Source organism: Allorhizobium sp. nf9_anc, assembly GCF_056323085.1.
The window spans coordinates 2,266,307-2,285,641 of the sequence record NZ_CM150481.1 but is presented as its reverse complement, the minus strand read 5'-3'; the positions used below and the strand labels follow the sequence as shown (position 1 = coordinate 2,285,641).

The following is a 19,335-nucleotide window of genomic DNA, read 5'->3' as shown; positions in this document are numbered from 1 at the left end:
GACCGATGGCCTACCTGCTGCAACAACTCCTGAACGCATTGCCGATGGCGAGCCTCTACGCCTGCCTGGCATTCGGCTACGCACTCGCCTTCGGGGTGACGAAACGGCCGGACATCACCTTCGGTGCGCTAGTCGCCTTTGCGGGGCAGATCTGCCTGTTGTTCACCGATTATGGCTGGAACCGCCTCTATCTCGTCCTCCCGGCAGCGCTCGGCCTCGGCCTTGTCTCCGGGCTCGCCTACACCCTGCTCACAGGGGTCTGGAACGCGCGTTATGTGATGCTCCCGCTGCATACCCGCTCGCCCAACGCGGTGATCGTGGCTGCGCTCGGCGTCGTGCTGCTTCTGTCGGAGGGCGCTCGTCTGGCGCTCGACACCCGCAGCCTCTGGCTGCCGCCGATGGGTCAGCAAATGGTGACATTGCTCATGGTCGATGGAGTGCCAATCGGCCTCAACAGACTGCAGGTCCTGCATATCGCCCTGATGGCGGGGCTGGTTGTGGGCGGCCATTGGCTGCTCACGGCGAGCCGGGCAGGGCGCCTCTGGCAGGCGGTCTGCCAGGACACTCTGGCCGCGCGCCTCATCGGCGTCGATGCGGACCGGATCTTCGTACTTTTACTGATGACGGCGGCAGTTTGCGCTTCCTTGGGCGGTCTCTCCGCAACCGCGCTCTACGGCACCATGGATTTTGGTGCCGGTCTGATGTTCGGGCTCAAGGTGGTGCTGATCGCCGCCGTTGGCGGCTATTCACGTCCGCTGCATTCGGCACTCGGTGCCGCGGCTGTCGCCTTTGCCGAGCAGTTCTGGGGCGCCTACGGTCCGATGGTCTGGCGTGATGCGGTGATCATATCGGCGCTCGTCTGGCTGCTGGTGCTCAGCCGCCGCGAACGCATCATTCCGTGATCCACCGATCCCGCGCACTGTCGTCGGCGTCCTTGGCCGCGACCCACCCACCGCTCGACCCATCCTGGCCGTGCTCCTTCTTCCAGAAGGGGGCGGAGGTCTTAAGGAAGTCCATGACGAAATTTGCCCCGTCGAAAGCCGCCTGCCGATGGGGTGCGGCGGCAATGACGAGAACGATCTGTTCCCCCGCCTCGATCCGTCCAAAGCGATGGATAGCGGTGATGCCAAGCAAAGAGAAACGCTCGACCGCAAGGTCGGAGATCCGCGTCATCTCGGCCTCGGCCATGCCGGGATAGTGCTCGAGTTCGAGGGCCGCCAGCGTGCCGGCCTCGTCGCGGCACAGGCCGACGAAGGAGACGAGCGCGCCGACATCCTTCCGCCCACGCGTCAAAACCTGCGCTTCAGCCGCCGCGTCGAAATCATCCCGCTGAACGCGGATGGTGGGTGTGGGCTTGGCCGTCATGGTCTGAACTCCGGCGGCGGGCCTCTCAGCCCCCGGTCATCGGCGGAAAGATGCCGATCTCGCGAGCGCCAGCGATAGATTCGTGGTGCTCCACATGCTCCTGATTGACCGCGACACGGATCGCCTTCGGGAAACGAAGCGCCTCCTCGTATCCCTCGCCGAGGGTGGCAAGCCAGGTCACGAGATCACCTGCTGTCTTCACCTCGGCTGGAATGTCCAGTTCTTCTTCACCCTTGCCGATCCGCTCGCGGACCCAGGCGAAGTAGACGATCTTCGCCATCTCAGTCCACCATGTGCTTCGCGCCGGCGCGGAAATAGTCGTAGCCGGTATAAATGGTCAGGATGGCGGCGATCCAGAGAAGCGTGATGCCGGCCTCGGTCGTGTAAGGCAGAACCTTGTCACCGGCAGGACCAGCCAGAAGGAACGCGAGCGCGAACATCTGCGCCGTGGTCTTCCACTTGGCGATCTGGGTCACAGGCACGGAAACCTTCAGCGCCGCCAGATATTCGCGCAGGCCTGAAACGAGGATTTCGCGGCAGAGAATGGTGATGGCTGCCCAGATCGACCAGCCGGCAATCGTGCCATCGGCTGCCATCAGCAGAAGAACGGAGGCAATCAGCAGCTTGTCGGCAATCGGGTCGAGCATCTTGCCGATATTCGAGGTCTGGTTCCAGATGCGGGCCAGGTAGCCGTCGAGATAGTCGGTGATCGAGGCGACGATGAAGATCGCAAGACCCGTCCAGCGGGCGAAATCGGAACTCTGCAGTTTGCCCTCGATGAAGAAGCACACGACGATGAGCGGCACGGCGATGATGCGGGCGTAGGTCAGGAGATTGGGAATGTTGTATGCGCGCGAAGCCATGATGCCCTGTCTTTGTGTCTGGATGCGTCGGTAGATGATGTCTTTCGGCGGAAACCGTCAACTCAAGAATTCTGAATGGATTTTATCACGCTTGCGGCGATCGGTTCGTCTTTTCGCGTCACTCGCCACTGTTTTCGTGGAAATGGTTGTAGATCAGCCGCGCCACGGCCTCCGAAATGCCCTCGACGGCCATCAGGTCGCTGATCGCAGCGCGTGAAACGGCCTTCGCAGTTCCGAAGTGCTGGAGAAGCGCCCGCTTGCGCGTCGGGCCGATACCGGCGATCTCGTCGAGCGGGTTCTTGACCATTTCCTTCTTGCGCCGCGCCCGATGGGAGCCGATCGCAAACCGGTGGGCCTCGTCGCGCATTCGCTGGATGAAGTAGAGCACCGGATCGCGCGGCGGCAGCGTGAAGTCCGGCTTGCCCTGCACGAAGAAGCGCTCGCGGCCTGCATCGCGGTCGACGCCCTTGGCGACGCCGATCGCAATCACGCTGTCGGTGATGTCGAGTTCGTCGAGGATCTTGCGCACCGCCGTCATCTGGCCCTGGCCACCGTCGATGAGGATCACGTCCGGCCAGGCGGGGAAGCCGGCATCCGCGTTGTCCTCCGGAGGCGCACTGCGATCCGGCTTTCCCTCTTCCTTCAGCAGGCGTGAGAACCGCCGCGTCATCACTTCGCGCATCATGCCGAAGTCGTCCCCCGGCGTGATGTCGGTCGATTTGATGTTGAACTTGCGATACTGGCCCTTCACGAAGCCTTCCGGCCCCGCGACCACCATGCCGCCGACGGCATTGGTGCCCATGATGTGCGAGTTGTCGTAGATCTCGATGCGGCGCGGCACATAAGGCAGCTGGAAGGTCTCGGCGAGCCCTGCCAGCAGGCGCGATTGCGAGGCAGTCTCGGCGAGCTTCCGGCCATGCGCTTCGCGCGCATTGGAATTCACGTGATCGACGAGATCCTTCTTTTCCCCGCGCTGCGGCACGCTGATTGCAACCTTGTGCCCGGCCTTTTCAGAAAGCGCCGTGGCAAGCAGGTCCTGCTCCTCGACCTCTTCCGACAGAAGGATCAGCCGCGGAACGGGCTTGTCGTCATAAAACTGGGCGAGGAAGGAGTTGAGCACCTCCGCTGCGCTGAGCTGCGGGTCGGCCTTGGGGAAATAGGCCTGGTTGCCCCAGTTCTGGCTGGCGCGGAAGAAGAAGACCTGGATGCAGGAAAGTCCGCCCTCGTGATGGATCGCGAAGACGTCGGCTTCCTCGACACCTGCCGGGTTGATGCCCTGGTGGCTCTGAACGTGGCTGAGCCCTGCAAGACGATCGCGAAACACGGCGGCGCGCTCGAAGTCGAGGTCTTCGGCTGCCTCGTTCATGGCGCGGGCCATGGCTTCCTTGACGTTCTGGCTCTTGCCGGAGAGGAAGTCCTTGGCTTCGCGCACAAGGCCGGAATAGCCCTCGTCGCTGATCTCATGGGTGCATGGACCCGAACAGCGCTTGATTTGATAGAGCAGACAGGGCCGCGTGCGGCTTTCGAAGACGCTGTCGGTGCAGGTGCGCAGCAGGAAAGCCCGCTGCAGCGAGTTGATCGTCCGGCCAACGGCGCTCGCCGAGGCAAAGGGGCCGAAATAGTCGCCCTTGCGGGCACGCGCGCCACGATGCTTGTAGATCGCGGGAGACCGGCTGTCCCCGGTGATCAGGATATAGGGAAAGCTCTTGTCGTCGCGCAACAACACGTTGAAGCGCGGACGCAGGCGCTTGATCAGGTTGGCTTCGAGCAGCAGCGCCTCGACCTCGGTGCGGGTCGTGACGAATTCCATGTGCACGGTGTCGCGCACCATGCGCGAAAGGCGGTTCGAATGTACGCGGCCCTGCGCATAGTTGCTGACGCGCTTCTTCAGGCTGCGCGCCTTGCCGACATACATGACCTCGCCGTCCTTGTTCAGCATCCGGTAGACACCCGGCGCGTTCGGCAGACGCTTGACGAATTCGGCAATCAGGTCGGCGCCGGTCAGGCCCGTTTCATCGAGCCCGTCGACATGCCAGTCGATCTCGACGCCGGGACGGGAGGCTTCCACCTCGACCACGCTCTCGTCGTCATCCTCTTCCGTGCCGTCATAGAGAATGCCGCCATCGGGCAGCTTTCCTCCATTCATTCATTGATCTCCGTGCCGTTCCAAATCAGATGCTGCCCCCCATCCAAGGCGATCATTTGGCCGGTGATCGACGGCGTGTCAAAAAGAAAGCGGATCGTGCGCCCGAATTCGTCCAGCGAGGGGCCGCGCTTGAGCGGAAGGCTCTCGATCTGCGCCTGAAAGTCCTCCGGCCGCTGCCGCTCCGAGATCAGGGTGGGGCCGGGGCCGATTGCATTGACCCGAACACGCGGTGCAAAGGCCTGCGCGAGTGTTCTCGTCGCCGTCCACATGGTCGATTTCGACAGCGTGTAGGAAAAGAAGCTGGGCTTCAGCGACAGCACCCGCTGGTCGATGATGTTGACGATGAGGCCGGCGCGATCCTCCGGCAGTGCCTTGACGAGAGCGCCGCTCAGGATCGCGGGTGCGCGGACATGCACATCGAAATGCCGCGCGAAGATTTCGGCATCGAAATCGACAGCCGTGTCATCTTCGAAGACGGAGGCATTGTTGACCAGCAGCCCGACGGTGCCGAATTCGGCTTCCGTCCGCGAGATCAAGGATGCGGTCTCGGAAATGTTACCAAGATCGGCCTTGAGCGCGATTGCCTTCTTTCCCTCTGACCTCAAGCCCGCCGCCACGGCTTCAGCCGCCTCGAGAGATGCGTTCGCATGCAATGCGACGGCAAATCCATGCGCGGCCAAGTCTTCGGCGATGGCGCGGCCAAGTCGTTTTGCGGATCCGGTGACCAATGCCACCTTCGGGATGCTGTTTTGCATCGGTCTTACCTTGTTCTGCCTGTGCTGTTGCGCTGCATATATGGCTCCCTCGCGATATTTAAACAGGCAAAAAGTGAATCCTTATCGGACTTCTTCTTGGTGTCTATTATGTATAATTTTAGTATATCTTGACGCGGAACTCGTCGTTTCGCGTAAACTATTTGTTATGGTTAACGAATCGTTTGTGTCTTTTAAGCAACGTCCCGATTTGGTCACTGCTGTGCCACAATGAATTCACATTTCGGCTCTTTCATTTCCTCAATTGCCCGCCAAATGTACATTCGGAACGGACAGGTAATACCCACTAACGTTCAGGCCGCCGTTGGTTCTTAGTGAAGCGCGGCCGGGAACCGAAAGGAGACTAACATGCGTACCCTCAAGATCATGCTTCTGGCATCCGCCACCACCGTCGTCGCTTTTGCCGCCCAGGCTGCTGACGCGATCTATCAGGCACCGGAAGCCCCGGCTGCAGCCGAATCCTTCTCTGCACCGGCCGGCAACTGGTCGGGTGCATATGTCGGCGGTGGTATCACCTATGACATGGGCAAGTTCACCGGCTCGACCGATGGCCGCGATGCCGACAACCTAGGCGGCACCGTCTACGGCGGTTACAACATGCAGAGCGGCTCCATCGTATACGGTGGTGAAGCCGACATCAGCTACAACGGCGAAGACGGCTCTGCTGGCGCTGGCCTCAAGGGCACCCAGGGCGTCAACGGCTCGATCCGTGGTCGCGTCGGTTACGACCTGAACCCCTTCCTCGTCTACGGTACGGCCGGTGTGGCTGTCGCCAACCACGAGCTGGAAGGCAATGGCACGAACGACGAGAAGCTGGCTGCCGGTTACACGGTCGGCGCCGGTGTCGAAACCTTCGTCACCGACAACATCACCGCTCGCGTCGAATACCGCTACAGCGACTACCAGAAGCGCGACTTCGATCTCGGCACTGGTGCGATCTCCAAGGGCTTCGACGACCACTCCGTCAAGGTCGGCATGGGCGTGAAGTTCTGATCCACGCGATCAACCGCATAACGAAAAGCCGGGCATCGTCCCGGCTTTTCTGTGTTTGGAGATAAGAAAGAGAAAGCGGCTCAGGCCTTGGGCCGAAGGGCAGGGTAGGGCTCGAAGGCTTTCGCAAACTTGGCCGGCCATTCGGTGAGTGCCGCGCGACCGTTCTCCCAGTCGCCAGGGAAACGCAGCATCAGATAGCCGAGCGTTGCGGCAAGCGCGAAATGGCCGCCATGCAGCTTCTTGCCGACCTTCGGCAGGTTCTTGTCGAGATAATCGAGGCTGCGGTTTATCTTCGCCCACTGCCGGTCGATGGCGTCCTGGCTAACGAGTTCCGGCGGACGGAAGCGCTTTTCATAGACGATGGCCAGCAGGCAGTCGCTGATGCCGTCGGCGAGCGCCTCCAGAACCTCAGCCTCGGTCCGCTTTTCGTCCTTCTTCGGATAGAGGCGCCTGTCGCCGATCCGGTGCAGATAGTGCATGATGGCGCGGCTGTCGAAAATGGTGGTGCCGTCGTCAGTCACCAGCGTCGGGATCTTGCCAAGCGGATTGGCATCCAGCAGTTCCGGGGGGGGGGCCGCCGTGTTCACCCGGATCTCTTCCAGTTCGATGCCGAGATGGCGGGCCGCCATGCGGACTTTGGAGGAATAGGGTGAGGCGGGCGCGAAGAGCAGCTTCATGATGGTTTCCTGTGGCTCTTGTTTGCGGGGTCAGCGCACGGGCGGAATGGTGATTTCGGACCGGCGGCAGGATCGGCTGTCGACCTCCGGGCAATTCCTGAAGCCCAGCGACTTGTCGAGACAGATCCTGACTTCATCGACTCTCTCCCTATCACAGGTCACCGCCACTGCCGAGCGGGCAAGGCCCGGATTGCTGCGGATGAAGGCTGCTTCAACCGCCTGCGGCGATGTGCGGCTTTCGCTTTCGACGTCGGAGAGTTCGGCCGGAATTTGAATGCTATCATGGGCTTGGCGGACCAGCTTGAAGTAGTCGATCATGGAAAGCCCGGAGCAGGAGCCGTGCTTGCGCCACTGATGCCCGATGAGGCTCATGCTCGGCATGATGTCCATGACCGTGCGTCCGATCCGCTCGGGCACACGGGTGCCCTCCGATGTCGGACAATTCTCCGGCCAGCCCTTGTCGTTCTGTGGCCAGAGGCCGTGGACTACCCAGCTGAAGTCTTTGTCCCCGCCGCACTGCTCGCGATTGCGACCTGCAGCCTCGCTGTCGCAGAAGGTCGGCGACCAGGAGAGGGCGAGCACATAGAAATCGAAGCCGCGACCTTGCGGGATATCCGAGGCTGGCCGGGTTGGTGATTGTGCCGGGTCTGCTTTCGGTTCCGTGGAGGATCCCGGCGAGGAGGCCGTGGATGCGGGGCGATCACCAGGCGGATCGTCAGGCAGGAAGCTGTAGACGGCAGCCGCCGCAAGCATGAGGCCGAAGGCGATGAAGCCGGTATAGCGTCCCACTGCGGCCTCCGCTCAGTCTTCGCCGCGCAGCCAGAAGCAGCGATGCGATGCGTAGCGGTCCTGTGCCATCAACCGCTTCAGCTCGGGAAGGGCAAGATGCATCTCGTCCTTCAGCGTGAAGGGCGGATTGACGACGATGAGGCCGGTGCCGGACAAGCCCGTCTGCTCGCGGTCGCTCTTCACATGCAGTTCGGCACACAGCATCTTGGGGATATCAAGCGCCTGCAGCGCCTCATGGAATTCCTTGATCGGTGCGCCCTTCTTGATCGGATACCAGAGGCAGTAGACCCCATTGGCAAACCGTCGATGCGCCTTGGCGAGACCGTCCACCAGTCGCTCGTATTCACCCTCTTTCTCGAAGGGCGGATCGACCAGCACGATGCCGCGCTTTTCCTTCGGCGGCAGATGCGCATTCAGCGTCAGCCAGCCGTCGAGCTCGGTCACGCGCACCTGGAAATCGCCCTCGAACAGACGAGAGAGGGCGCGCGAATCCTCGGGATGCAGCTCCATCGCCGAGAGGCGATCCTGCGGGCGGAAGAGATCGCGTGCGAGTTTCGGCGAGCCGGGATAACGTGTCAGCGGTCCGCCTGCCTGGCGATCCGGGTTGAGCGCCTTCACCGCATCCAGATAGGGCGCCATGATCTCGACCACCTTTTCCGGCAGCTCCGCATCGATCACCTTGCCGATGCCCTCAAGCCATTCGCCTGTTTTCTGCGCTTCGTCCGACGAGAGGTCGTAGAGGCCGATCCCGGCATGGGTATCGAGTACGCGGAAGGCCTTGTCCTTCTGCTGCAGGTAGATGATCAGCCGCGACAGCACGAGATGCTTCAAGACATCGGCAAAATTGCCCGCGTGATAGATATGGCGATAATTCATGTGCGGTTCCGATGGCGTCGATGATTTGTTCGAATGGGGCTTTTGAGCGTTCCGGCCATGGCCTATAACCGGCCCATGAACATTCAGAGCCCCATCCGAAACCGGTCGGTCGGTCATACGGCCTGTCCGCATGACTGTCCATCCACCTGCGCGCTCGACGTCGAACTGACCGAGGACGGTCGCATTGGTCGTATGCGCGGGGCAACCGAGAACAGCTACACGGCGGGCGTCATCTGCGCCAAGGTCGCGCGTTATGCCGAGCGGCTCTACCATCCCGACCGGTTGATGAAACCCGTGCGTCGCGCTGGCGCCAAGGGGGCAGGGCAGTGGCAGGATGTCACCTGGGAAGCCGCCCTTGACGAGATCGCCGACGCTTTCGTCAAGGCCCAGCAAAGCCACGGCTCGGAAGCCGTCTGGCCTTACTTTTACGCCGGCACCATGGGCCTCGTGCAGCGCGATTCGATCGAGCGCCTGCGCCACGCCAAGAAATACTCCGGCTTCTTCGGCACGATCTGCACCAACATGGCCTGGACCGGTTATGTCATGGGCACCGGCACACTGCGCGGCCCCGACCCGCGCGAAATGGCCGTCTCCGATTGCGTGGTGATCTGGGGCACCAATGCGGTCGCAACCCAGGTCAACGTGATGACCCATGCGATCAAGGCGCGGAAGGATCGTGGCGCCAAGATCGTCGTTGTCGACATCTACGACAATCCGACGATGAAGCAAGCCGACATGGCGTTGATCTTGAAGCCCGGCACCGATGCCGCGCTCGCCTGCGCTGCCATGCATGTCGCCTTCCGCGATGGTTATGCGGACCGCGAATACATGGCGAAATTCGCCGATGATCCGGCAGGGCTTGAAGTCCATCTCAAGGACAAGACGCCGGAATGGGCGGCCGCGATCACTGGCCTCTCCGTCGACGAGATCGAGGCCTTCGCCCGCCACGTCGGCCAGACGAAAAAGACCTATTTCCGCCTCGGCTACGGCTTCACCCGCAGCCGCAATGGTGCCGTCTCCATGCACGCGGCCCTGTCGCTCGCAACCGTGCTCGGCGCCTGGCAATACGAGGGCGGTGGCGCCTTCCACTCGAACAGCGACATCTTCCAGCTGAACAAGGCCGAGCTGATGGGCACGGCCATGGTCGACCCTGATATCCGCATGCTCGACCAGTCGCAGATCGGTCGAGTGCTGACCGGGGACGCGGAAGCTCTGCGCCATCGCGGTCCGGTCGACGCGCTGATCATCCAGAACACCAATCCTGTCAATGTCGCGCCTGAACAGCGGCTGGTGAAGCAGGGTTTCCTGCGCAACGACCTTTTCGTTGCCGTGCACGAGCAGTTCATGACCGAGACAGCTGAACTCGCCGATATCGTGCTGCCGGCCACCATGTTCGTCGAGCATGACGACATCTATCGCGGTGGCGGCCAGAGCCATATCCTGCTCGGACCGAAGCTCGTCGATGCGCCGCCCTTGGTGCGCACCAATCTCTTCGTCATCGAGGAACTGGCAAAACGCCTCGGAGTGGCTGATCGCCCCGGCTTCGGCAAGACCGAGCGCGAGCATATAGAGCGCATGCTCTACATCAGCGGCAAGCCGGATTTCGACACGCTGATCGAGGACAAATGGCTCGACTGCCAGCCGGCTTTCGATGACGCTCATTATTTGAACGGCTTTGGCCATCCGGACGGCAAGTTCCGCTTCAAGCCGGACTGGGAAAACACGCCCGCCCCCAACAAGCCGCCGGCAAAGCTCGGTTCGCTGGGGCCCGTCAAGGCGCTCCCAATTTACCCCGACCAGGTGGACCTTATCGAGACCGCAGATGCCGAACATCCCTTCCGCCTCGCGACCTCGCCGGCGCGCAACTTCCTGAATTCCACCTTCGCCGAGACCAAAACCTCGCGCGACAAGGAAGGGCGCCCGGAGGTCATGGTGAACCCCGGCGATGCCCTGAGCCTCGGCCTTGCCGATGGCGATATCGTCCAACTCGGCAATGTCAGGGGCGAACTGCGCATCCACGCCAAGATCACTGATGCGGTGAAGGCAGGCGTTCTGGTCGCCGAGGGCCTCTGGCCGAACAAGTCCCATCTCGATGGCGAGGGCATCAATGTCCTGACCGGTGCGGATCCGGCAGCCCCTCATGGCGGCGCCGCCTTCCATGACAACAAGGTCTGGATGAGAAAAGCTTGAGCATGAGCATTTTCAACAAGGCCCGGATCGCGATCCTGGAAGACAAGACGCTGTGGAAGGGCTGGAGCCACCTGCGCGGCATCACCTTCGATTTCTTCCGCGAGGGCAGGGCGCCGCACAGGCTTACCTGGGAAGTCTTCGATCGCCGCAACGCCTCGGCCATTCTCCTGCACAATGTGGAGCGCGACACCGTCACCCTGGTGCGACAGCTGCGCATCGCAGCCCATCTGAGCGGTGAATATCCTTATCTATTGGAGGCGCCAGCCGGCTTCATTGATGACGGCGAGACGGCGCTGCAGGCAGCGCTCCGCGAAGCGCTGGAAGAAACCGGCTACCGGATCGCCGAGGCCACCCCTGCCTACGCCGCCTACATGTCTCCCGGTTCGGTCACCGAAAAGCTTCACGGCTTCTACGCCGCCGTCACCGATGCCGACCATATTGCCGACGGTGGCGGGCTCGACGACGAGCAGGAAGACCTTGAGGTTGTTGAACTGCCCTTCACTGAAGCCATGGAGATGGTCGAGGCCGGCGAGATCATCGACGCCAAGACGATCATGCTGCTGCAATGGGCGGCGTTGCGGCGGAGTGCCGGGGGCGCTTAATCGTCCAGCGTCGCGATGTAACCGCCGGTCTGACGCGCCCACAGGCGGCTATAGAGGCCACCCGAGGACAGAAGATCGTCTGGTCTTCCTTCCTCGATGATCCGTCCTTTGTCGAGCATGACGATGCGGTCCATGCGGGCGATCGTGGAAAGCCGATGGGCGATGGCGATCACTGTCTTGCCTTCCATCAGCAAGTCGAGCTTCTCCTGGATCGTCGCCTCCGCTTCACTATCCAGCGCCGACGTTGCCTCGTCCAGCACCAGGATCGAGGCATCCTTGAGTAGCACGCGGGCGATGGCGACGCGCTGTCGTTGCCCGCCTGAGAGCTTGACGCCACGATCCCCGACATAGGCCGCATAACCGGTACGTCCCTCGCTGTCTCTCAGGTCGGCGATGAAGGCATCGGCCTGAGCAAGGCGTGCCGCAGCTTCCAGCTCTGCCTGCGCAGCACCCGGCCGGCCATACAGGATGTTGTCGCCGACCGAGCGATGCAGCAATGATACGTCCTGAGCGATGAAACCGATCTGCGCTCGGAGGCTCGCCTGGGTCACGTCGGCGATATCCTGCCCGTCGATGGTAATGCGCCCGCCGTCTAGGTCATAGAGGCGCAGAAGCAGGCTCACCAGCGTGGTCTTGCCCGCGCCGGACAAGCCCACGAGCCCAACCTTCTCGCCCGCTGAAACGGATAGCGACAGGTCGTGAATGACCTTCTGGCTCTCGTGGTACTTGAAACTTACACAGTCGAAGCGGATCTCGCCGCGCTCGACGATGAGCGCCTTCGCTTCCGGCACATCAACCACCGTCGGCGGCGTGGTCATGACAGGCATGGCGTCGCGAATTGTGCCGATCGCTTCGGAAATCTGTTGGCCAAGATTGAGGAAACCGCGGGAATTGGAGGCTAGCCGCTGGGTGATCGTTATCGCGGCGACGAATTCGCCGAGCGTGACGAAGCCATCGGCAATCCCCCAGAGGCTGACTGCAAAGATGGCGATGAACAGCAACGTGTTGGAGGAGATGACCAGGAGATCTGCGGTAAGGCCGATGCGGCGCTCGCGAAACTGTGCGGTCATCGATCGCTCCATCACCCGCCGCAGCGCACCGGCCTCGCTGTCCTCGGCGGCAAAGAGCTTGACCGTCTGGATGTTGCTGTAGAGGTCGGTCATCTCCCCGACCACGCGGCTGCGCGCCCGCGCCGCCGTCTTGGCCGTTGCGCTAAACTGCGGCACGGCCTGTTTTGCGATCACGCCATTGATGGCGATCCACACGAGGACCGGGAGCGTCAACGGCCAGGAAAGCGCGGTTAAAAGCACAACCGAACCGACCATCTGCACAAAGAAGATTGGCAGCGTCCAGACCGCCGCCGCCATCTGTTGCTTGACGGCCCCTGCCACCTGCGCGATGCGGCTGGCCACCTGGCCCGAAAACTGGTCATGGAAGAAGCCGAGATCCTGGCTTTCGACCGCCTTGTGGCCATGCCACTGGATGAGTGTGGGAAGGCTGACGCTGAGGACATGGGCGCCCAACGCATTGCAGAGAAAGATCAGCAGCGGCAGCACCGGGAAAAAGAGCGCGACGAAACCAGCGAGCGGCCAGCGATGGGCATCGAGATAGGGAAGCAGACCTTGGCTGGAGATGCCGTCGATCAGATGCGAGACACCCCAGAGAACAGTCAGATTGACGATCTCGACGCTGGCCGACAGGGCAAGCACGACCAAAAACGACTTCGGTGCATATGCGACGAAATGCAGGACCAGCCGCAGGGGACCATCACTCGGAATCCTTCGATACGGCACTTCGAGCGGTCGGAGCAGCCTTTCAAAGGGAGTGAAAATCCGATCGGACAAGGTCATGAAAGGTCCCTGGCAACAGCATTGCGTGATCAAAATGAGAACACGAATAGAGCTGAGTCCGGCGGAGAGAGGAACCCTTAGATTTAAACGGGGGGTTGAACAGATCGCACGCCAGGCCTCAGGCGCTGATCAACCTGGCTTCCGCATCCGTTCCTGATGTCAGCCGTTCGACGCTGCCATCGGCACGCATGGAGACGCTGCCGGAGGCAACCAGCTTCAGTGCCGCCGCATAGGTCTGGTGCTCGACGGTCAACACGCGTGCCGCCAGCGTCTCTGCCGTGTCTTCGATCAGTACGGGCACGACCGACTGCGCAATAACAGGGCCTTCATCCATGCCTTCGGTGACGAAATGCACCGTGCAGCCCGCGACCTTCATGCCTGCCTCGATTGCCCGCTGATGGGTGTGCAGGCCGGGGAAGAGCGGCAGCAGGGACGGGTGGATGTTGAGGATCCGGCCGGTATGCGGACGGATGAAATCGCCGGAGAGGAGGCGCATGTAACCGGCGAGACAAATCAGGTCCGGGCCGATCTCGGCGAGTGCGGCGAGGATTGCGGCCTCATGCTCGGCCTTGGAGCCATAGGCCTTGCGCTCGAACACGTGTGTCGGAATGCCGAGCGCTTCCGCCTTGGCGAGACCGCCGGCCTGAGGCTTGTCGGAAAAAACCGCGACAATTTCGGCCGGATAGTCCGCCGCCTCGCAAGCCCTGGCCAGCGCCAGCATGTTCGATCCGCCGCCGGAAATGAAGGCGACGACGCGTTGGCGCCGGGCGCTCATAGGGCGAGCGTACCCTTGTAGGTCACGCCATGCGCACCCTCTTCGCGGGCAATCATGCGACCCAGGCGAGCGACGGTTTCACCCTCGGCTTCCAGTGCCTTGGTCACGTCGTCCACCTTGTCGGCGGAAACGACGACGATCATGCCAATGCCGCAGTTGAAGGTGCGCAGCATTTCGTTCTGGGCAACGCCACCGGTCTTGGCGAGCCAGGAGAAGACGGCCGGAACCTTAAAGGACGAAAGGTCGATCTCGGCAGCGAGATGCTTCGGCAGCACGCGCGGGATATTCTCAGGAAAGCCGCCGCCGGTGATATGGGCGAGCGCCTTCAGCGCCTTGGTTTCCTTGATCGCCTTCAGGAGTGGCTTCACATAGATGCGGGTCGGCGTCAGAAGCGCTGCACCCAGCGACTGGCCCTCCGCGAAGGGAGCGGGCGCATCCCAGGCAAGGCCCGAGAGTTCGACGATCTTGCGCACCAGCGAGAAGCCGTTGGAGTGCACGCCCGAGGACGAGAGGCCGAGGATCACGTCACCTTCGGCGATGTCGCCAGCCGGCAGCAGTTCGCCGCGCTCGGCGGCGCCCACGGCAAAGCCCGCGAGGTCATAATCGCCCTTGGAATACATGCCCGGCATTTCGGCGGTCTCGCCACCGATCAGCGCACAGCCCGCCTCGCGGCAGCCGGCCGCAATGCCCTGGACGATCGCCGCACCCTGGTCTGGGTCGAGCTTGCCAGTGGCGAAATAGTCGAGGAAGAGCAGGGGCTCGGCACCCTGGACCACGAGGTCGTTGACGCACATGGCGACGAGGTCGATGCCGACGGTGTCATGGATATTGGCGTCGATGGCGATCTTCAGCTTGGTGCCAACGCCGTCATTGGCGGCGACCAGGATCGGATCCTTGAAGCCTGCGGCCTTGAGGTCGAACAAGCCGCCGAAGCCTCCGATTTCGCCATCCGCACCGGGACGACGCGTCGACTTCACAGCCGGCTTGATCTTCTCGACCATCAGGTTGCCCGCGTCGATGTCGACGCCCGCATCGCTATAGGTCAACCCGTTCTTGCCAGCCTGGCTCATGCCTGCCTCCGATCCTGCGAGAATTTGGGCTGGCCATGGCATGAAGAGCCCTCAGATGCAAGCAGCGAGCCGGGGAAGTGCACGATTTCCCGGCCAATCTCGGCCTCGATCATCACTTGTCGTGGTCTTGAGGGTGCGAGTTCTTGACCAAGGCTTTGCCGGTAACCTATCTCCTAGTGCAGCGCAGCAGCAGGTGAAGAGTGCCCGCGCAGGCCCGAACTTGGCGGTAAAGTTCAAAAACGGAGACGGATATGGCTCGCAATATCAGTGCAATCGGCCTTCGCCGCCAGGTCTTCTTCTGGCTGGTGGCGCTTGCGATCTTCATCGCCTTCCTCATGCTGTTCTCGTCGATCCTGCTGCCGTTCATCGCCGGCATGGCGCTCGCCTACTTTCTCGACCCGGTCGCCGACCGGCTGGAGCGCATTGGCCTCAGCCGCCTGATGGCGACGGTTGTGATCCTCGTCTCCTTCGTCGTCATCTTCGTGCTGTCGCTCATGATCATCATCCCGGTGCTCGCCAGCCAGCTCAATGAATTCATCCAGCGCGTGCCGGGCTATATTACGCAGCTGCAGACCTTCGTCTCGACCTCGAATGCCTCGTGGCTGCCGGATTGGGTCGATGGCCAGATGGGCACGATCCGGGAGAACTTTTCCCGTTATCTGAGCGAGGGGGTCGGCTTTCTCGGCACCCTGGTCGAGCAGATCTGGAATTCCGGCAAGGCGCTTCTCGACATCGCCTCGCTCCTCGTCGTCACGCCTGTTGTCGCCTTCTATCTTCTGCTCGACTGGGATCGCATGATCGAGAAGGTCGACAGCTGGGTCCCGCGCAACCAGCTCGGCACGGTGCGCCAGCTCGCGACCGAACTCGACAACACGATTGCAGGCTTTGTGCGCGGCCAGGGTTCGCTGTGCCTGATCCTCGGCATCTTCTACGCGATTGCGCTCTCGGCTGCCGGTCTTAACTTCGGGCTGCTCATCGGCTTCTTCACCGGCATGATCAGCTTCATTCCCTATGTCGGCTCGACCGTCGGATTGTTGCTGGCGCTTGGCGTGGCACTTGTGCAGTTCTGGCCGGACTTCATCTGGGTCGGCGTGATCGCTGGCATCTTCTTCCTTGGCCAGTTCATCGAGGGCAATATCCTGCAGCCCAAGCTGGTCGGCAAAAGTGTCGGTCTGCATCCGGTCTGGCTGATGTTCGCCCTCTTCGCCTTCGGCGCGCTCTTCGGCTTCGTCGGCGTTTTGGTGGCGGTGCCGGCAGCCGCCGCCGTCGGCGTCCTTGTTCGCTTCGCCATCTCGCGTTATCTTGACAGCGATCTCTATTACGGAACCTCGGTGGTGCTTGTGCAGCCGCCTTCAGCCTCCGTCGGTGAGATCACATCCCAAGCCCCAGAGAAGTGAATGACTGACGCCAAGATGGCTCCCGAAAAGCGCGGAGCCGCCGAACAACTGCCGCTCGCCTTCGAGCACGGCTCGGCGACAGGCCGCGATGACCTGCTGGTTTCCGAACGCATGGCCGCCGCCGTGTCGATCGTCGACGCCTGGCCGAACTGGCCGTCACCGGTGGTCATACTGACCGGCCCGGAAGGCTCGGGGAAATCGCATCTCGCGCAGATCTTCCGCGATATCAGCGGCGCATCGGACATCGTCCTTGAAGCGGGCAAGGGTGCCTCCGAGGCCGCTGCTGCCGGTCCCGTCCTGTATGAGGATGCCGATCGCGCCGGTTTCGACGAGGTGGAGCTTTTCCATGTCATCAATTCGGTGCGCCAGCACGGCACGACGCTGCTGATCACCTCGCGCAGCTTTCCGCCGTCCTGGAATGTCAAACTGGCCGACCTCAATTCGCGCCTGAAGGCCGCGACCGTGGTCGAGATCGGTGCGCCCGATGAAGAACTGCTCGGCCAACTGATCACCAAGCTTTTCGCCGATCGCCAGCTTTATATCGATGACAAGATTGTCGGCTATATCGTGAGCCGCATGGAGCGTTCCTTCCTGGCTGCCCAGGTGGTGGTCGATCGTATGGACAAGCTGGCGCTGGCGCGCCGCTCCAAGATCAGCCGCAGTCTGGCTGCAGAGGTGCTTGAAACGCTGGAGGCGGCAGGCGGGCGCGAGTAGTCGTCACAGAACTGTCGCTAAACTGTTATAATCGGCAGCAACGACAACGAGGGGGCGAATCATGGACAGCGCAGTACACGGCACGGACGGCGAAACCGGTGCAGAGGTGGCACCCGCCGAAGACCTGCTGACCAGCCCTCTGCGCTTCATCAACCGCGAATTTTCGTGGCTGCAGTTCAACCGCCGCGTCCTTGAGGAAACGCTGAACACCGCCCATCCGCTTCTTGAGCGCGTGCGCTTCCTGTCGATCTCGGCCGCCAATCTCGACGAATTCTTCATGGTCCGCGTCGCGGGTCTGGAAGGGCAGGTCCGCCAGGGCATCGCCATCAAGAGCCCCGATGGCAAGACGCCTGCAGAACAGCTCGACGACATCCTGAAGGAAATCGACAACCTGCAGATGGAACAGCAGGCCTCGCTTGCAGTCCTGCAGCAATATCTCTCGCAGGAAAACATCCTGATCGTACGGCCCGCGGCGCTCTCCGAAGAGGACAAGAACTGGCTGGCAACGACCTTCGAGGATTCGATCTTCCCGGTTCTGACGCCGCTCTCGATTGATCCGGCCCACCCGTTCCCCTTCATTCCGAACCTCGGCTTCTCCATGGGCCTGCAGCTCTGCTCCAGCCGCACCGGCGAGCCGATGACCGCGCTCCTGCGCCTGCCGCCGACGCTCGACCGTTTCGTGCGCCTGCCGGACGAGGGCGTGACAATCCGCTACATTACGCTCGAGGACATGGTCGGCCTGTTCATCAACCGGCTCTACCCCGGCTATGAGGTGAAGGGCTTCGGCACCTTCCGCATTATCCGCGATAGCGATATCGAGGTCGAGGAAGAGGCCGAGGATCTCGTTCGCTTCTTCGAGACCGCACTCAAGCGTCGCCGCCGCGGCTCCGTCATCCGCATCGAGGTCGACAGCGAGATGCCGCTCGCGCTACGTCAGTTCGTGGTTCATGAACTGGGCGTCGCCGACAATCGTGTTGCGGTACTTCCCGGTCTGCTTGCGCTCAACACCATTTCCGAAATCACCAAGGCACCGCGCGACGACCTGCGTTTCGAGCCCTACAACGCCCGTTTTCCTGAGCGTGTTAGAGAACATGCCGGCGACTGCCTGGCCGCGATCCGCGAAAAGGACATGATCGTCCACCACCCCTATGAGAGCTTCGATGTGGTGGTGCAGTTCCTGTTGCAGGCTGCCCGCGATCCGGACGTGCTGGCCATCAAGCAGACCCTCTACCGCACCTCGAACGACAGCCCGATCGTGCGCGCCCTGATCGATGCCGCCGAAGCCGGCAAATCGGTGACGGCGCTCGTCGAACTCAAGGCCCGCTTCGACGAAGAGGCAAACATCCGCTGGGCGCGCGATCTGGAGCGCGCAGGCGTTCAGGTGGTCTTCGGCTTCATCGAGCTCAAGACCCATGCCAAGATGTCCATGGTCGTGCGCCGCGAAGACGGCAAGCTCCGGACCTACTGCCATCTGGGCACCGGCAACTACCATCCGGTGACTGCGAAGATCTACACGGACCTGTCCTTCTTCACCTGCAACCCGAAGATCGCCCATGACATGGCGAATGTCTTTAACTTCATCACCGGTTATGGCGAACCGGAAGAGGGCATGAAGCTCGCCGTCTCGCCCTACACGCTGCGCCCGCGCATCCTCAAGCATATCCACGAGGAGATCGCGCATGCCAAGGCCGGTCGCCCGGCGCAGATCTGGATGAAGATGAACTCGCTCGTCGACCCAGAGATCATCGATGCGCTCTACGCCGCAAGCCAGGCAGGTGTCGAGATCGATCTTGTCATCCGCGGCATCTGCTGCCTTCGCCCGCGCGTGGCAGGCCTTTCCGAGAATATCCGCGTCAAGTCGATCGTCGGGCGCTTCCTCGAGCACAGCCGCATCTTCTGCTTCGGCAACGGCCATCGTCTGCCGTCAGAAAAGGCGCTCGTCTATATCGGATCGGCCGACATGATGCCGCGCAATCTCGACCGCCGCGTCGAGACTCTGGTGCCACTCATTAACCCCACGGTGCATGAGCAGGTGCTGTCCCAGATCATGCTGGGCAACCTGATTGACAACCAGCAGAGCTACGAGATATTGGCCGACGGCACGTCTCGCCGCATTGAAGTGCGGCAGGGTGAGGAACCTTTCAACGCGCAGCAGTATTTCATGACCAATCCGAGCCTGTCAGGCCGCGGGGAAGCACTGAAATCGAGCGCACCGAAACTGATTGCCGGCCTGATTTCCGGCAGGAAAAGATAAC

The 19,335-nt window shown here is 61.9% G+C and carries 18 protein-coding genes; 7 read left to right on the top strand and 11 right to left on the bottom strand.

Going from position 1 to position 19,335, the window contains the following annotated elements:
- Positions 1-5 precede the first annotated feature (5 nt).
- Positions 6-902, top strand: a complete 897-nt coding sequence (locus tag AC02Y0_RS11060; RefSeq protein WP_476383901.1) for a branched-chain amino acid ABC transporter permease — start codon at positions 6-8, stop codon at positions 900-902.
- Here AC02Y0_RS11060 and AC02Y0_RS11055 read toward each other — a convergent pair.
- The 5 genes from AC02Y0_RS11055 to AC02Y0_RS11035 all read right to left on the bottom strand — a co-directional run bounded on the left by AC02Y0_RS11055 (position 892) and on the right by AC02Y0_RS11035 (position 5,129).
- Positions 892-1,365 carry a molybdenum cofactor biosynthesis protein MoaE gene (locus AC02Y0_RS11055; protein ID WP_476383899.1) on the bottom strand — a complete coding sequence of 158 codons (474 nt, stop codon included), beginning with the start codon at positions 1,363-1,365 and terminating at the stop codon, positions 892-894. The genes AC02Y0_RS11060 and AC02Y0_RS11055 overlap by 11 nt on opposite strands.
- Before the next feature lie 25 nt (positions 1,366-1,390).
- Positions 1,391-1,645 (bottom strand): molybdopterin converting factor subunit 1, encoded by a 255-nt coding sequence (gene moaD, locus AC02Y0_RS11050; protein ID WP_476383897.1) that lies wholly within the window; start codon positions 1,643-1,645, stop codon positions 1,391-1,393.
- A 1-nt stretch (position 1,646) separates the two neighbouring features.
- Positions 1,647-2,228 (bottom strand): CDP-diacylglycerol--glycerol-3-phosphate 3-phosphatidyltransferase, encoded by a 582-nt coding sequence (gene pgsA, locus AC02Y0_RS11045; protein WP_476383895.1) that lies wholly within the window; start codon positions 2,226-2,228, stop codon positions 1,647-1,649.
- Positions 2,229-2,346: 118 nt separating this feature from the next.
- Complete coding sequence (gene uvrC, locus AC02Y0_RS11040) at positions 2,347-4,374, bottom strand: excinuclease ABC subunit UvrC (protein ID WP_476383893.1); 2,028 nt, start codon at positions 4,372-4,374, stop codon at positions 2,347-2,349.
- Positions 4,371-5,129 carry an SDR family oxidoreductase gene (locus AC02Y0_RS11035; RefSeq protein WP_476383891.1) on the bottom strand — a complete coding sequence of 253 codons (759 nt, stop codon included), beginning with the start codon at positions 5,127-5,129 and terminating at the stop codon, positions 4,371-4,373. The genes uvrC and AC02Y0_RS11035 overlap by 4 nt, the downstream gene beginning before the upstream one ends.
- Positions 5,130-5,495: 366 nt before the next feature.
- Between AC02Y0_RS11035 and AC02Y0_RS11030 the strand changes: the two genes are divergently transcribed.
- Positions 5,496-6,140, top strand: coding sequence for an outer membrane protein (locus tag AC02Y0_RS11030; protein WP_476383889.1), 645 nt, complete (start codon positions 5,496-5,498; stop codon positions 6,138-6,140).
- A gap of 80 nt (positions 6,141-6,220) precedes the next feature.
- On the opposite strand, the gene AC02Y0_RS11025 is transcribed toward AC02Y0_RS11030, so the two are convergent.
- From AC02Y0_RS11025 to AC02Y0_RS11015, 3 genes are read right to left on the bottom strand one after another with little or no spacing between them, the layout of a single operon-like run.
- Positions 6,221-6,817 carry a glutathione S-transferase family protein gene (locus AC02Y0_RS11025; RefSeq protein WP_476383887.1) on the bottom strand — a complete coding sequence of 199 codons (597 nt, stop codon included), beginning with the start codon at positions 6,815-6,817 and terminating at the stop codon, positions 6,221-6,223.
- Between the two features lie 30 nt (positions 6,818-6,847).
- Positions 6,848-7,606 (bottom strand): ribonuclease T2 family protein, encoded by a 759-nt coding sequence (locus AC02Y0_RS11020; RefSeq protein ID WP_476383885.1) that lies wholly within the window; start codon positions 7,604-7,606, stop codon positions 6,848-6,850.
- 12 nt (positions 7,607-7,618) lie between these two features.
- Complete coding sequence (locus AC02Y0_RS11015; RefSeq protein WP_476383883.1) at positions 7,619-8,482, bottom strand: 23S rRNA (adenine(2030)-N(6))-methyltransferase RlmJ; 864 nt, start codon at positions 8,480-8,482, stop codon at positions 7,619-7,621.
- Positions 8,483-8,557: 75 nt separating this feature from the next.
- On the opposite strand from AC02Y0_RS11015, the gene AC02Y0_RS11010 reads away from it, so the two are divergent.
- The gene (locus tag AC02Y0_RS11010; RefSeq protein WP_476383881.1) at positions 8,558-10,672 is read left to right on the top strand and encodes a molybdopterin-containing oxidoreductase family protein; all 2,115 of its coding nucleotides are present in this window, start codon (positions 8,558-8,560) and stop codon (positions 10,670-10,672) included.
- Positions 10,673-10,674: 2 nt separating this feature from the next.
- Positions 10,675-11,274 (top strand): NUDIX domain-containing protein, encoded by a 600-nt coding sequence (locus tag AC02Y0_RS11005; RefSeq protein WP_476383879.1) that lies wholly within the window; start codon positions 10,675-10,677, stop codon positions 11,272-11,274.
- Here the strand turns inward: AC02Y0_RS11005 and AC02Y0_RS11000 are convergent.
- The 3 genes from AC02Y0_RS11000 to purM all read right to left on the bottom strand — a co-directional run bounded on the left by AC02Y0_RS11000 (position 11,271) and on the right by purM (position 14,969).
- Complete coding sequence (locus AC02Y0_RS11000; protein ID WP_476383877.1) at positions 11,271-13,124, bottom strand: ABC transporter ATP-binding protein; 1,854 nt, start codon at positions 13,122-13,124, stop codon at positions 11,271-11,273. The two genes, AC02Y0_RS11005 and AC02Y0_RS11000, sit on opposite strands and share 4 nt — an antisense overlap.
- Before the next feature lie 118 nt (positions 13,125-13,242).
- Positions 13,243-13,899, bottom strand: coding sequence for a phosphoribosylglycinamide formyltransferase (gene purN / locus AC02Y0_RS10995; RefSeq protein WP_476383875.1), 657 nt, complete (start codon positions 13,897-13,899; stop codon positions 13,243-13,245).
- The gene (gene purM / locus AC02Y0_RS10990) at positions 13,896-14,969 is read right to left on the bottom strand and encodes a phosphoribosylformylglycinamidine cyclo-ligase (RefSeq protein WP_307373665.1); all 1,074 of its coding nucleotides are present in this window, start codon (positions 14,967-14,969) and stop codon (positions 13,896-13,898) included. Before purM ends, purN begins: the two co-directional genes overlap by 4 nt.
- A gap of 251 nt (positions 14,970-15,220) precedes the next feature.
- Here purM and AC02Y0_RS10985 point away from each other — a divergent pair, with 251 nt between their 5' ends.
- From AC02Y0_RS10985 to AC02Y0_RS10975, 3 genes are all read left to right on the top strand, one after another.
- Complete coding sequence (locus tag AC02Y0_RS10985; protein WP_476383873.1) at positions 15,221-16,366, top strand: AI-2E family transporter; 1,146 nt, start codon at positions 15,221-15,223, stop codon at positions 16,364-16,366.
- Positions 16,367-17,080, top strand: a complete 714-nt coding sequence (gene hdaA / locus AC02Y0_RS10980) for a DnaA regulatory inactivator HdaA (RefSeq protein WP_476383871.1) — start codon at positions 16,367-16,369, stop codon at positions 17,078-17,080.
- A 61-nt stretch (positions 17,081-17,141) separates the two neighbouring features.
- On the top strand, positions 17,142-19,334 hold the full coding sequence (locus tag AC02Y0_RS10975) for an RNA degradosome polyphosphate kinase (protein WP_476383869.1): 2,193 nt from the start codon (positions 17,142-17,144) through the stop codon (positions 19,332-19,334).
- The last annotated feature ends 1 nt before the right edge of the window (position 19,335 follow it).

Coding starts and splice junctions, on each gene's coding strand:
- purN (WP_476383875.1), bottom strand. CDS start 13,899: ATGAGCGCCCGGCGCCAACGCGTCGTCGCCTTCATTTCCGGCGGCGGA.
- AC02Y0_RS11000 (WP_476383877.1), bottom strand. CDS start 13,124: ATGACCTTGTCCGATCGGATTTTCACTCCCTTTGAAAGGCTGCTCCGA.
- AC02Y0_RS11055 (WP_476383899.1), bottom strand. CDS start 1,365: ATGACGGCCAAGCCCACACCCACCATCCGCGTTCAGCGGGATGATTTC.
- AC02Y0_RS10985 (WP_476383873.1), top strand. CDS start 15,221: ATGGCTCGCAATATCAGTGCAATCGGCCTTCGCCGCCAGGTCTTCTTC.
- purM (WP_307373665.1), bottom strand. CDS start 14,969: ATGAGCCAGGCTGGCAAGAACGGGTTGACCTATAGCGATGCGGGCGTC.
- pgsA (WP_476383895.1), bottom strand. CDS start 2,228: ATGGCTTCGCGCGCATACAACATTCCCAATCTCCTGACCTACGCCCGC.
- uvrC (WP_476383893.1), bottom strand. CDS start 4,374: ATGAATGGAGGAAAGCTGCCCGATGGCGGCATTCTCTATGACGGCACG.
- moaD (WP_476383897.1), bottom strand. CDS start 1,645: ATGGCGAAGATCGTCTACTTCGCCTGGGTCCGCGAGCGGATCGGCAAG.
- AC02Y0_RS11010 (WP_476383881.1), top strand. CDS start 8,558: ATGAACATTCAGAGCCCCATCCGAAACCGGTCGGTCGGTCATACGGCC.
- AC02Y0_RS11035 (WP_476383891.1), bottom strand. CDS start 5,129: ATGCAAAACAGCATCCCGAAGGTGGCATTGGTCACCGGATCCGCAAAA.
- AC02Y0_RS11025 (WP_476383887.1), bottom strand. CDS start 6,817: ATGAAGCTGCTCTTCGCGCCCGCCTCACCCTATTCCTCCAAAGTCCGC.
- AC02Y0_RS11015 (WP_476383883.1), bottom strand. CDS start 8,482: ATGAATTATCGCCATATCTATCACGCGGGCAATTTTGCCGATGTCTTG.
- AC02Y0_RS10975 (WP_476383869.1), top strand. CDS start 17,142: ATGGACAGCGCAGTACACGGCACGGACGGCGAAACCGGTGCAGAGGTG.
- AC02Y0_RS11005 (WP_476383879.1), top strand. CDS start 10,675: ATGAGCATTTTCAACAAGGCCCGGATCGCGATCCTGGAAGACAAGACG.
- AC02Y0_RS11060 (WP_476383901.1), top strand. CDS start 6: ATGGCCTACCTGCTGCAACAACTCCTGAACGCATTGCCGATGGCGAGC.
- hdaA (WP_476383871.1), top strand. CDS start 16,367: ATGACTGACGCCAAGATGGCTCCCGAAAAGCGCGGAGCCGCCGAACAA.
- AC02Y0_RS11030 (WP_476383889.1), top strand. CDS start 5,496: ATGCGTACCCTCAAGATCATGCTTCTGGCATCCGCCACCACCGTCGTC.